The sequence below is a fragment of the Streptomyces xanthophaeus genome (assembly GCF_000725805.1).
GTDB lineage: Bacteria > Actinomycetota > Actinomycetes > Streptomycetales > Streptomycetaceae > Streptomyces > Streptomyces xanthophaeus.
In genome coordinates this window covers 22,746-35,100 of sequence record NZ_JOFT01000017.1, presented here as the reverse complement: position 1 = coordinate 35,100, position 12,355 = coordinate 22,746, and the positions used below count along the sequence as shown (strand labels likewise).

General features: G+C 73.8%; 12 protein-coding genes. 5 read left to right on the top strand and 7 right to left on the bottom strand.

What is annotated here, in order from left to right; translation table 11 throughout:
* Positions 1 to 16: 16 nt before the first annotated feature.
* Entirely contained in the window at positions 17 to 1,084 is a 1,068-nt protein-coding gene (locus IO30_RS0110835) for a lactonase family protein (RefSeq protein WP_051902113.1), read from the top strand.
* Between the two features lie 108 nt (positions 1,085 to 1,192).
* Here the strand turns inward: IO30_RS0110835 and IO30_RS0110830 are convergent, their stop codons facing one another.
* From IO30_RS0110830 to IO30_RS0110820, 3 genes are all read right to left on the bottom strand, one after another.
* Positions 1,193 to 2,107 (bottom strand): sirohydrochlorin chelatase, encoded by a 915-nt coding sequence (locus IO30_RS0110830; RefSeq protein ID WP_078903860.1) that lies wholly within the window; start codon positions 2,105 to 2,107, stop codon positions 1,193 to 1,195.
* A 95-nt stretch (positions 2,108 to 2,202) separates the two neighbouring features.
* Positions 2,203 to 2,889, bottom strand: a complete 687-nt coding sequence (locus IO30_RS0110825) for a uracil-DNA glycosylase (RefSeq protein ID WP_031141699.1) — start codon at positions 2,887 to 2,889, stop codon at positions 2,203 to 2,205.
* 52 nt (positions 2,890 to 2,941) lie between these two features.
* A complete protein-coding gene (locus tag IO30_RS0110820; protein ID WP_031141697.1) occupies positions 2,942 to 4,033 on the bottom strand; it encodes a WD40/YVTN/BNR-like repeat-containing protein in 1,092 nt (363 codons plus the stop codon).
* Positions 4,034 to 4,261: 228 nt separating this feature from the next.
* Between IO30_RS0110820 and IO30_RS0110815 the strand changes: the two genes are divergently transcribed.
* The 3 genes from IO30_RS0110815 to IO30_RS0110805 all read left to right on the top strand — a co-directional run bounded on the left by IO30_RS0110815 (position 4,262) and on the right by IO30_RS0110805 (position 7,245).
* Entirely contained in the window at positions 4,262 to 5,596 is a 1,335-nt protein-coding gene (locus tag IO30_RS0110815) for a wax ester/triacylglycerol synthase family O-acyltransferase (RefSeq protein WP_031141696.1), read from the top strand.
* 80 nt (positions 5,597 to 5,676) lie between these two features.
* Complete coding sequence (locus IO30_RS0110810; protein ID WP_031141694.1) at positions 5,677 to 6,777, top strand: NADH:flavin oxidoreductase/NADH oxidase; 1,101 nt, start codon at positions 5,677 to 5,679, stop codon at positions 6,775 to 6,777.
* Positions 6,778 to 6,894: 117 nt separating this feature from the next.
* Positions 6,895 to 7,245, top strand: coding sequence for an ArsR/SmtB family transcription factor (locus tag IO30_RS0110805; RefSeq protein ID WP_031141692.1), 351 nt, complete (start codon positions 6,895 to 6,897; stop codon positions 7,243 to 7,245).
* On the opposite strand, the gene IO30_RS0110800 is transcribed toward IO30_RS0110805, so the two are convergent.
* Positions 7,242 to 8,606, bottom strand: a complete 1,365-nt coding sequence (locus IO30_RS0110800; protein WP_031141691.1) for an FAD-dependent oxidoreductase — start codon at positions 8,604 to 8,606, stop codon at positions 7,242 to 7,244. The genes IO30_RS0110805 and IO30_RS0110800 overlap by 4 nt on opposite strands.
* A 52-nt stretch (positions 8,607 to 8,658) precedes the next feature.
* Complete coding sequence (locus tag IO30_RS0110795; RefSeq protein ID WP_031141689.1) at positions 8,659 to 9,339, bottom strand: DUF305 domain-containing protein; 681 nt, start codon at positions 9,337 to 9,339, stop codon at positions 8,659 to 8,661.
* 64 nt (positions 9,340 to 9,403) lie between these two features.
* Here IO30_RS0110795 and IO30_RS0110790 point away from each other — a divergent pair, with 64 nt between their 5' ends.
* Positions 9,404 to 10,900 carry an LVIVD repeat-containing protein gene (locus tag IO30_RS0110790; protein ID WP_078903861.1) on the top strand — a complete coding sequence of 499 codons (1,497 nt, stop codon included), beginning with the start codon at positions 9,404 to 9,406 and terminating at the stop codon, positions 10,898 to 10,900.
* A gap of 27 nt (positions 10,901 to 10,927) precedes the next feature.
* Here the strand turns inward: IO30_RS0110790 and IO30_RS0110785 are convergent, their stop codons facing one another.
* Positions 10,928 to 11,563, bottom strand: coding sequence for a TetR/AcrR family transcriptional regulator (locus IO30_RS0110785; protein ID WP_031141685.1), 636 nt, complete (start codon positions 11,561 to 11,563; stop codon positions 10,928 to 10,930).
* Positions 11,564 to 11,712: 149 nt separating this feature from the next.
* The gene (locus tag IO30_RS0110780; RefSeq protein ID WP_051859073.1) at positions 11,713 to 12,345 is read right to left on the bottom strand and encodes a phosphatase PAP2 family protein; all 633 of its coding nucleotides are present in this window, start codon (positions 12,343 to 12,345) and stop codon (positions 11,713 to 11,715) included.
* Positions 12,346 to 12,355 lie beyond the last annotated feature (10 nt).

Here is a 12,355-nt window from a genome sequence, read left to right as displayed (position 1 = left end):
CGGAGAGGAGCACCCAGTGGACGGCGCGGACAGAACGGACCGAGGCGACGGACGGCGGTGCCACATCGGCTCGTTCACCTCGGGGGGCGGCCGCGGCATCACCACCGCGGCCGTGGATCCGGCGACCGGGGCGCTGACCCTGCTGGCGGTCTGCGACGCCGTCGAGGACCCCTCGTACCTCGCCGTCGCGCAGGGCACCGGGGTGCTCTACGCGGTGAGCGAGGGCGACCCGGGCGCGGTGCGGGCCTTCGAGCCCACGGCCGAGGGTCTGCGAGCCCTCGGCCCGGCCGTGCCCGTAGCGGGCGCGGGGCCCACCCATCTCAGCGTGAGCGGGGGCCGGTTGCTCACCGCCAACTACACCTCCGGCAGCGTCAGCAGCATCCCCCTCGCCGCCGACGGCCGCCCGGCCGGGCCGGCATCCGTCCTGGGACACCGGGGGTCGGGCCCCGACCCGGACCGCCAGGAGCGCCCGCACGCCCACCAGGTGCTGCCCGATCCGAGCGGCCGCTGGGTGCTCAGCGTGGACCTCGGCACCGATTCGGTACGGGTCTGCGCGCACGACCCGGCCACCGGGGAGCTGCGGGTGCACACCGAGACCGCGCTGCGCGCCGGTACGGGGCCGCGCCACCTCGCCTTCCACCCGGGCGGTGCGGTGGTCTACGTGCTGCACGAGCTGGAGCCGCAGGTGACCGTCTGCGGGTGGGATCCGGTCTCCGGGCAACTGGAACCGGTCGGCGAGGTTCCGGTGGCTCCTGAGGCCGCTCCAGGCGCCGCACGGGCCTATCCCTCGGCCGTGGTCGCCTCGCCCGACGGGCGTTTCCTCTGGGCGGCCGTCCGCGGCGCCGACACGGTCGTCACCCTCTCCCTCGCCGACGGCCCCGACAAGCCGCAGCTCAGCGGCGCCGTGGACTGCGGCGGCAGCTGGCCGCGCGATCTCGCCGTGGATCCCTCGGGGCGTCGCCTCTACGCCGCGAACGAGCGCTCCGGGGACGTCACCTGGTTCGAGGTCGACGCCCTGACGGGCCGGCCGCACCGGACGGGCTCGGTGGCCGTGCCCGCGGCGGCCTGCGTGGTCTTCGGCTGACCGGGGCGGCTGACCGGGCCGCGGCCGGGACCGCTCCCCGCCCCGGCCCGCACGACGAGTGCCCCGCCACCGGAATCCGGTGGCGGGGCACTCGTCATGCGTGGGCGGTCAGTTGGCCGGGGCTCCCTGGGGGATCCCCAGGGCCGCCGCGTACTGCGCGACAGCCAGCTTGCCGAGCGCCGGGTAGGCCCCGAGCACCTCGGCGGTGGCGCAGTCGGCTTCCTTGCAGGCCGTGTCCAGGAGCCCCTCGGCGGCCTCCGGGCCGATCAGGTACGGGGCGAGCGCCAGTTGCGTGGAACCCTCGCGGCGCAGCTGCTCGGCGACCGCGGCCACCGAGCCCTCCTGGTCGAGCGCGGCCGCCTGGACGGGCACGGCGAGCCGGGCGGCGAGCAGCATGCCCGTGATCCCGGCGGCCTGGACGGCCTCCTCGCCACCGGTGGTGGCCAGCACGATGCCGTCGGCGGCAGTGGTCACGGTGAAGAGGCGGGCGCGGTCGGCGCGGGCCAGGCCCGCTTCCGACAGCCGCACGTGCAGGCCCTCGGCCAGCAGCGGGTGCGGGCCGAGCACGTCGGCCAGTTCGGCGGCGGCCGACGAGTCCATCAGGGCCTGGCGGACCCGGCGCAGCAGATCGCTGTCCGGACCGGCCAGCAGCGGCACGACCACGGCATCGGGGCCGGTCGGCGCGGGCACCTCGTGACCGGCGGCGCGGGCGAACTCCGCGCGCGCGGCACGCTCGCCCGCGACGGCGGTCAGCACGCCGGACAGGGACGGGAACTCGGAGGCGTCGTCACCCTCCAGGAAACCGATGCGGGCGTCCAGACCCGGCAGCTCGGAACGGCCGATGCTGATGATCTCTTCCGCGAGCCCCCGCGAGGCGGCCGAGGGGGCACCGGGCACGGCGAGCACCAGCGCGGGCGCGCCCTCGGGCGCCACCGCGGGCTCGGGCCGGCGGTGCCGTCCGGTCTGGCGGGGTCGCGGCATTCGTACGGGCAGGCCATTTGCGGGCCCAGTGGGGGAGCTCATGGCGCCGCATGCTACTGGCTTATCGGAACCGGGTGTTCGGGCAGGGCTGGCTCCGATGGCATCTGTCCGTATTTATCCGGTGAATATGAGAAAGGTCAACTAACGGACGGCAAGCGCCAGTCGACAGGCTGTGCACCCTGGCCCTCGAGCAGCGCGTTGGTCCGGCTGAACGGCCGGGAGCCGAAGAACCCGTAGTCGGCCGACTTGGGGGAGGGGTGGGAGGACTCCACCACGGGCAGGTCGCCGAGCAGCGGGCGCAGGTTGCGCGCCGCCCGGCCCCAGAGGACGGAGACGAGCGGCTTGCCGCGGGCGGCCAGGGCCCGGATGGCCTGGTCGGTGACGGCCTCCCAGCCCTTGCCCTGGTGGGCGTTGGACCGGCGGGGTGCCGTGGTCAGGGAGCGGTTCAGCAGCAGTACGCCCTGGCGCGTCCACGGGGTGAGGTCGCCGTTCGCGGGCCGCCCGGTCCCCAGGTCCCGGTGGAGTTCCAGGAAGATGTTGTCCAGGCTGGGCGGCACCGGCTGCACCTCGGGAGCCACCGAGAAGGACAGCCCCACGGCGTGCCCCGGGGTGGGGTAGGGGTCCTGCCCGACGATGAGGACCTTGACCTCGTCGAAGGGCTGCTGGAAGGCGCGCAGCACATGGGCCCCGGCGGGGACGTAGGTCCTCCCCGCGGCGATCTCGGTGCGCAGGAAGTCGCCCATGGCGGCGATCTGCCCCGCCACCGGCTCAAGAGCCCGGGCCCAGCCCGGCTCGACGATCTCGTTCAAGGGTCGTGGTGCCACAGTGGATCACTCTACTGGCCCAACGGCCGCGCCCTCCACCCGTTCCGGGCCGCTACCCGCCGAGCTGCGCCGCCCTTACGCACAGCACGTCCGGCAGGTGTTCGGCCAGCAGCTGCCAGGTGTCCCCGTCGTCGTGGCTGGCGTACACCTCGCCGTTGCGGTTGCCGAAGTAGACCCCGGCCGGGTCCGCGTCGTCCGTGCACAGGGCGTCGCGCAGGACCGTGCCGTAGTGGTCCCCGGCGGGCAGTCCGCGCGACAGGGGCTCCCAGGTGGCGCCCGCGTCCTGGGTCCGGAAGACCCGGCAGCGGTGCTCTGCCGGGACCCGGTCGGAGTCGGCGTTGAGGGGGAAGACGTAGGCGGTGTCGGGCCGGTGCGGATGGGCGGCCACCGCGAAGCCGAAGTCGGAGGGCAGGCCGCCCCCGATGTCGGTCCAGCGGGCCCCCGCGTCGTCGCTGCGGTAGACGCCCCAGTGGTTCTGCAGGTACAGCCTGTCCGTGTCCCCGGCGTCCTGGGCGATCTTGTGCACGCACTGGCCGAATTCCGGATTCGGATCCGGCAGGAACACCGCCGAGACCCCGTCGTTGGACGGGGACCAGCTCGCCCCGCCGTCCTTGGTCCGGAACACCCCGGCGGTGGAGACCGCCACCGTGACCGCGTCCGGGTCGCGCGGATCGGTGATCACCGTGTGCAGGCCCTCACCGCCGCCGCCCGGCTCCCAGCTCTTGCGGCTCGGGTGCTCCCACAGCGGCCGGACCAGCTCGAAGGACTCGCCGCGGTCGGCCGAGCGGAACAGGGCGGCCGGTTCGGTGCCCGCGTACACCACGTCCGGGGCCTCGGGCCCGGCCGGATGCAGCTGCCAGACCCGCTCCAGAGAGGCGCCGGTGTCCTTGGGGAACTTCACCGCCGCGGCCGCGGGCTCCCGCCAGGTCGCGCCCAGGTCGTCGGAGCTGAAGACGGACGGCCCCCAGTGCAGGCTGTCCGCCCCCACCAGCAGCCGGGGTGCGGGGCCGCGCCGGTCGACCGCCACCGCGTAGACGGCCTGGGCGTTGAAATGGGGCCCGTCGAACTCCCAGGGGCCGTCCCCCCGGCGTCGGCCGGTGAACAGTCCCTTGCGGGTTCCTACGAGCAGCAGTACGTCGGCCATGGCCGGCACCTCCGGACTTCGTCGTCCTCAGCGGGCGTTCGGGTGTCGTCGTGCGTGTCTTTCGGCCAGTCTGCACCCGCCCACTGACAGTGGCCCGGCGGGCAGCGCGGGGCGCAGAGGGGCTGATCGATACCGACCGTTCACAGATCGGAAATGGCTGCTGCTTGCATGGAGGTGTTCGCAATGGGTTGACTTCAGGCCACCACCGCCGCACGCGAGAGGACCTCAGTGGCCACTGAGCACCTGTCCCCGCTCGACCTCGCCTTCTGGCGGATCGAATCCGCCGCCCACCCCATGCACCTCGGCGCCCTCGCCGTGTTCACCGCCGCCGGACCGGGCGCCGCCGAACGCGCCGCCGCACTGCTGACCGACCGCTGCGCCGCCGTGCCGGGCCTGCGCCGCCGCATCCACGACGTGCTGCTGCCCTTCGGCGCGGCCGCCTGGGCCTGCGACCCGGACTTCGACGCGGCCCGGCACGTGTTCCTCGTACCGACGGACACGCCCGACCCGCACACCGCCGCCGGGCCGCTGATGGCGCGCCCGCTGGACCGGGAACTGCCGCCGTGGGAGGCGCACGTACTGGCCGGACCGGACCCGGACTCCTTCGCGGTGCTCTTCAAGTTCCACCACGCCCTCGCCGACGGCCTGGGCGCGCTCGCCCTGGCGGCCGCCCTCTTCGACGAGGGCCCGGCGCTACGGAGCCCCGCGCGGCCGGTGCCCGCACCGCGCCCGGGCTCCGCCCTGCGCCGTCTGCCCGGGGCTCTGGCGGCCCGGGTCCAGGACGTAGGCCAGGCCCTGGAGATCGGCGCCGCGATGGCGCGGTCCGGACTGCCGCTCGGCGTCCCCGCGGCCCTGACCACGGACCTCATGGCGGCCCCGGCCCGGCCGGGGGTCCGCGCGGTGGCGGGGCTCGCCCTGGACCTGGACGAGGTCAACCTGATCCGCAAGGCCGCCGGGGGCACGGTCAACGACGTGCTGATCGCCCTGGTCGCGGGCGCGCTGCGGCGCTGGCTGGAGGGCCGCGGCGACCCCGAGCCCCGGGGCCCCGGTCCGCGCGCGCTGATCCCCGTGTCCCGCCGCCGTGGACCGGGGGCCTCCGGCGGGGCCGCCAACCGGCTCTCCGGCTACCTGCTCCGGCTCCCGCTCGCCGAGCCCGACGCCCTGCGCCGCCTGGGGTCCGTACGCAGCGGCATGGACCGCAACAAGGACGCGGGGCCCGCCCGCGGTGCCGGGGCCGTGGCCCTGCTCGCCGACCACGTCCATCCGCTCGGCCACCGGCTCGGCGGCCCGCTCGTGGCCCAGGCCGCCCGGCTGCTCTTCGACATCCTCGTCACCAGCGTCCCGCTCCCCGGCCTCACCTTCACCCTCGGCGGCAGCCGGGTCCGGGAGGTCTACCCGCTCGCCCCGCTGGCCCGCGGGCAGGCCCTGGCCGTCGCGGTCTCCACGTACAAGGGGACGGTCCACTACGGCCTGGTCGCCGACGCCGCCGCGGTGCCGGACCTGGGGGACCTGGCGGGGGCGCTGCGCGCGGAACTGGACGCACTTGTACGAGAGGTCTCGTAGTACGAGGAATTTCGTAGTACGGTGAACCTCGTACTTAGCCGTCGATCCCCGGCGCGCCCGGTGACCTCTGGAGAGCCCTGATGAGTACTGCCCCCGCCGCCTTCTCCGCCCTGTTCGCGCCGTGGACCCTGCGTACGGTCACGGTCCCGAACCGCGTGTGGATGGCCCCCATGTGCCAGTACAGCGCCGAGCCCTCCGGCCCCGACGCCGGCGTCGCGGGCGACTGGCACTTCGCCCACTACGCGGCCCGCGCCACCGGCGGCACCGGACTGATCCTCCAGGAGGCCACCGCCGTCTCGCCGGAGGGCCGGATCTCCCCCTACGACCTCGGCATCTGGAACGACACCCAGGTCGAGGCGCTGCGCCGGATCACCGCCTTCCTCAAGTCCCAGGGCACGGTCCCCGGCATCCAGATCGGCCACGCGGGCCGCAAGGCCTCGACCGACCGCACCTGGAAGGGCGGCCGCCCGGTCGGGCCCGAGGCGCACGGCTGGCGTCCGGTCGCCCCGAGCGAGGTGCCCTTCGCCGAAGGCCATCCGGTGCCGCACGAGCTGACGGTCGATGAGATCCACGAGATCACCGGCCAGTTCGCGGCCGCCGCCGGGCGGGCCCTGGCCGCGGGCTACGAGGTCATCGAGATCCACGGCGCCCACGGCTACCTCATCGGAGAGTTCCTCTCCCCGTCCAGCAACCGGCGCACCGACGCCTACGGCGGCTCCTTCGAGAACCGCACCCGCTTCGCCCTCGAAGTCGTCGACGCCGTACGGGAGGTGTGGCCGCAGGAGCTCCCGCTCTTCTTCCGGATCTCCGCCACCGACTGGCTGCAGGAGGACGGCTGGACCGCCGACGAGACCGTCCGGCTGGCCGACCTCCTGCTGGAGCACGGGGTCGACCTGCTCGACGTCTCCACCGGCGGCCTCGCCCCCGGGGTCACGATCCCGCTCGGCCCCGGCTACCAGGTCCCCTTCGCCGCCCGGGTCAAGGCCGAGACCGCGCTCCCGGTGGCCGCCGTCGGCCTGATCACCGAGCCGGCGCAGGCGGAGAAGATCCTGGCCAACGGGGAGGCCGACGCGGTCCTGCTGGGGCGGGAGCTGCTGCGGGACCCGTACTGGGCCCGCCGCGCCGCCCTCGAACTGGGCGCGGAGCTCCGCATCCCGGAGCAGTACCACCGCTCCTGGTGAACCTCCGCCGGACCCGTGCGGTCCGGGTGCCCCGCACCCGGGAAGCACCGCACGGGTCCTACGACGGTTCTCGTACGATGGGGGCCGAAGAGGCAGTCGAGCGAGCGGAGCAGGGACATGACGGAACGGGAAGCGGCCCGCACCCTCGCCCACCCCGGGACGGCCGAGATCCGCCTGGAGGGCGTCCTGCACGCACTCTCCGACCCGGTCCGGATCTCCATCGTCCGCGACCTGGCCGCCACCGACACGGAACTGGCCTGCTCCTCCTTCGACCTGCCGGTCACCAAGTCCACGACCACCCACCACTTCCGCGTCCTGCGCGAGAGCGGCCTCGTCCGGCAGACCTACCGCGGCACGACCAAGCTCAACGCCCTGCGCCGCGCGGACCTGGAGACCCTCTTCCCGGGCCTGCTGGACGCCGTCCTCACGGCAGCCGATTCCGAAGCGGCCCGCCTGGGCGCCGGCTAGACCGTCTCGGCTCCGGCCGCCTCCAGGAGGCCCGGCCAGTCCGGGATCTTGACCGAGCCGCGGCCCAGGGAGCGGCCCAGCTCGGACTCGGCCGCTTCGATGGCCAGCCACCCCGGCCACAGGACCGGACGCAGGCCCGCCGCACGCAGTGCGTCCAGCGGGTCACCGGGAAGGTCGCGCCGGGCCAGCGCCCCCGCGTCCTGCAGCAGCGAGGACACGGTCTCCTTGGCGCAGGGCCGGTTGGTGCCGATCACCCCGGTCGGGCCCCGTTTGATCCATCCGGCCACGTACTCGCCGACCGAGGCCCGTCCCGCGCGCAGCACCCGGCCCGCCGCGTGCGGGACGGTGCCCTTCGCGGAGTCGAAGGGGAGGCCGGCCGGCGGGACGCCGCGGTAGCCCACCGAACGCAGCACCAGCTCCGCCGGGAGGTCCTCGTAGGTGCCCGTGCCGGTCACCCCGCCGAGGCCGTCCGGCAGCGTCCGCTCGAAGCGCACGGCCCGGACGCGACCGTCCGGCCCGCCCAGCACCTCCACCGGGCGCAGGTGGAAGCGCAGTGCGATGCGGCGCCGCCCGTCCGCCGGGCCGCGCTCCGCCCAGCCGCGCAGCACCTCCAGGTTCCGGCGTGCGGCCGCGGGGAGCGCCGCCGCCGCTGCCGGATCGGCGTACGCGGGGTCCAGGGCCAGCTCGGCGGGGTCCACCAGGACGTCCACCGAGGGCAGCGTGCCCAGCTCGCGCAGCTCCTTGGTGGTGAACTTGCCCTGGGACGGCCCGCGCCGGGCCACCATCGCCACCGTGCGCAGCCCGCTCGCGGCCAGTGCCCCGAGCGCGGGCTGCGGCATGTCGGTCGGCGACAGCTCCGGCACGCCCCTGGCCAGGATCCGGGTCACGTCCACGGCGACGTTGCCCGCCCCGATCACCACCGCGGAACTCACCCCGGGCAGGCCGAACTCCTCTGCGCAGGCGTCCGGATGGCCGCTGTACCAGGACACGAAGGCCGTGGCGGAGTGCACCCCGGCCAGTTCCTCGCCCGGGATGTCCAGCAGCCGGTCCCGCGCCGCACCCACGCAGTACACCACCGCGTGGTACAGCTCCAGCAGCCGTCCGGTGGACAGCTGCTCCCCGCCCACCTCGACCCGGCCGAGGAAGCGGATCCGCTCGTCCTCCAGCACGGTGCGCAGGCTGCCCTGGAGCGACTTGATCTTCTCGTGGTCGGGGGCGACGCCGTACCGCACCAGCCCGTAGGGGGCCGGCAGCCGGTCCAGCACGTCCACCCGTACGCCCGGCACCTCACGCTGCTGGGCCAGCGTCTGAGCCGCGTACACCCCGCTGGGGCCCGATCCGACGACGGCGACACGAAGCACGGCGGAGCTCCTCCCGCAGGTGGTCCCAGCATGACACCGGTGCCCCCGGCCGTCAGCCCATCGCGCGCATCCGGTGGATCTCGGCGCTCTGGGTGGCCACGACCTCGTTGGCCATCTCCTCGACGAGCACGTTGTTCCCGTCGGCCAGCACCTCGCCCGCCATCTTCAGCGCGCCCTCGTGGTGGGCGGTCATCAGCCGCAGGAAGAGCCGGTCGAAGTCGGCGCCGCGAGCCTGCTCCAGTTCCGCCAGCTGCTGTGCCGTGGCCATGCCCGGCATCGCGCCGTGGTCGTGTCCGGCGGAGCCTGTGCCGGGGGCCGGATAGCGGGCCGCCCAGCCCTCCATCGCCGCGATCTCGGGCTTCTGCGCCGCCGCGATCCGTTCCGCGAGCCGTTTGACCCCCTCGGCGGCCGCCCGGTCCGGGGCCAGTGCGCTCATGGTGAGGGCCTGCCGGTGGTGCTCGGTCATGTGCTGGACGTAGGAGTGGTCGGCGGCGTTGGGGCTGTCGTCGGGCTGTTCCCGGGCGGCCTGCTCGGGGGAGAGGGTACGGGCCTTCTCGCCGGGCCGGCCGGGGGCGATGACCGAGGCCTGCCCGTCCTTCGCCCCGGCGTCGGCGCCCTCGTCCTGGCAGCCGGTGAGGGGGAGCAGGAGGACGGCGGCCACGGCCACCGCGGCGGAGCGGCCGAGCCGCGCTGATAAGGCCCGGGGACCCCGGAGGGCTTTTGCCATGTCCATGGAAAGACGATACTGCCGGGGTCCAGGTTCCGTTCCCACGACGAACGCAACCGATCGGACTCCCATGGGAGGGCAAGTGACCTCGTTGCACACCACAAGAGTGCGGAACAGGAGTCTGGGAGCGGCGGCCGCCGCGGCCGGGCTGCTCGTCTCGCTCCTCGCGGCCGGACCCGCGGCCGCTTCGCCCGACCCGGGCGACTTAACGCCCGGAACCGGCAGCAGTCAGAGCGCGGTTCCCGCCGAGGGCAGGGAGATCGCCCCGGGCGAGATCCCCGGCAAGGACGAGATCGTCCACAGCCGTAACATCAAACACCTGGCGAACATACCCAGCACCTTCCCTGGCGTCACCAACTCCGACCTGGCCTTCCAGGGCAAGTACGCCTACGCGGGCAACTACAACGGCTTCACCGTCTACGACATCGGAAACCCGAAGGCGCCCAAGACCGTCAGCCAGGTGCTCTGCCCCGGCGGCCAGAACGACATCTCCGTCCACGGCGACCTGCTCTTCCTCTCCACCGACTCCTCGCGCAGCGACGACTCCTGCAACAGCGTCTCGCAGCCCGCGACGGAGAAGTCCTCGTGGGAGGGCATCAAGATCTTCGACATCAAGGACAAGAAGAACCCCAAGTACATCAAGTCCGTGGAGACGGCCTGCGGTTCCCACACCCACACCCTCCTGGCCGGGTCCAAGGACATCTACCTCTACGTCGCCTCCTACTCGCCGAGCGAGGCGTTCCCGGACTGCCGGCCGCCGCACGACGGCATATCCGTGGTGAAGGTCCCGAAGAAGGCGCCGACGAAGGCCGCGGTCGTCGCCTTCCCCGTGCTCTTCCCCGACGGCGGCAACCCGGGCGGACCGCAGAACCCGGGCGTCTCCAAGACCACCGGCTGCCACGACATCACCGTGCTGCCCTCGAAGAACCTGGCCGCCGGCGCCTGCATGGGTGACGGCATCCTCTTCGACATCAGCAAGCCCGAACAGCCGAGGGTCATCGACCGGGTGCAGGACAACGTGAATTTCGCGTTCTGGCACTCGGCGACCTTCAACGAGCGCGCGGACAAGGTGGTGTTCACCGACGAGCTCGGCGGCGGCGTCGGCGCGACCTGCAACGAGGCCACCGGCCCGAACCGGGGCGCCAACGGGATCTACGACCTCACCGGCCGCGGCGACCAGCGCAAGCTCGGCTTCCGCAGCTACTTCAAGATCCCGCGCCACCAGGCCGACACCGAGAACTGCGTGGCCCACAACGGCTCGCTGATCCCGGTCGGCGGCGGCCGCGACATCATGGTCCAGGCCTGGTACCAGGGCGGCATCTCGGTGTGGGACTTCACCGATTCCACCCGCCCCCGGGAGATCGGCTACTTCGAGCGCGGCCCGCTCAGCACCGACCAGCTCGCGACGGGCGGCTCCTGGTCGGCGTACTACTACAACGGGCACATCTATTCGAACGACATCGCCAAGGGCCTCGACGTGCTGAGGCTGGACGACTGGCGCACCGACAGTGCCAAGTGGGTGCGCATCGACCGGCTCAACGTGCAGACGCAGCCCGAGTACCACTAGTCGCCGCCCGGCCCGCGCCGGGCGGTCCTAGCGCGGAACCGTTTCGCCGGACGGCTCGCCGTCGTCCGGCGGAACGCCGAGCTCCCAGTCCAGCCCGTAGCGCTGGAAGAGCTCCGCCCGCAGCCGGGCGAGCGGCATCGGCGCCCCCGGCAGCAGGACCGCCACCACCGCGCCCATCAGCAGCGCCCGCAGCAGCGGGTAGTCGGTGTCCACGTCCTGCGAGCCGTACCGGGTGACGGCGTGGCGCAGCAGCTCCGCCAGCCGCTGCTGCTCGGGGCACTGCACGAACCCGTCCGCCGTCAGGATGCCCGCCATGTGGGTCCGCATCAGCAGCGGATGGTCCTGCGCCAGCCCGAGGACCGCGTCGATGGCCCGGGCCAGGAGCTCGGGGCCCTCGGACGCGCCGGCGGGCCGCGGCTCGCGCTCCAGCGCCTGCTGCAGGGTCAGGTGCATCAGCCGGTGCACCGCCGACTGGAGCAGCTGCCGCTTGCCCGGGAAGTAGTACGAGACCAGGCCGCGCGCCGCGCCCGCCCGGTCGGCGATGTCGCCGAGGGTCGTGGCCTCGTACCCGCGTTCGGAGACGAGTTCGACCGTGGCGTGGAGCAGCCGCTCCCGGGAACGTCTGCGCAATTCTTCATTGACCGATGCGCTGCGCGGGGACATGCTTACTCCTGCGTTGACTGGCTCGGAGCCAATATACTCAGCGCGCGGGGTCGCCTGCTCTGGGTGACACGGGGGATCGCCCAGAGCAGGCACACCACACCGCGTCGCACGAGTTCACGGGCAGGGGCGTGGACGGCCGCCGGGCAGGTTCACCGCCGGAGCCTGCCGCGCGCGACACCCGTCACGAGCACCACCAGGGCCACCCCCAGCAGCCAGCCCGCCAGGACGTCGGAAGGCCAGTGCACCCCGAGGTAGACCCGGGTGAAGCCGACGCCGAGCACCGAGACGCAGGCCAGCGCCCACGCCGCCGCCACCCGTCGGCCCGGGGTCTTGCGGGGGAGCAGCCAGAGCAGCATTCCGCACACCACCGTCGCCGTCATCGCGTGCCCGGACGGGTAGGCCGCGTACTGCGCCGAGTCCACGGGATCGGTCCACACCGGGCGCTCCCGCCCCACAAGCGCCTTCAGCCCCTGCTGCACCACCGAGGCGATCAGGGTGGCCAGCGCCACCCGCAGCGCCCGCTCCCGGTCCCCGCCCCGCCACAGCCAGACGCAGGCGAGCGCGGCCAGCGCGCGCATGGTCCACGGGTCCCACACCCAGTCGCTCAGCACCCGCATGGCCTGGGTGACCCCCGGGTGCACCACGGCGTAGCCGTGCAGGTCCCCGGCGACCCGGGCGTCGTACGAGAGCAGCGGCTGCCACCCCGCCACCACCAGCGCGGTCAGCAGGGCAGCCAGCAGCGCGCAGCCGACGCCCGTCCATCGCAGTCGTTCGCTCCGCATGCAGCTGATC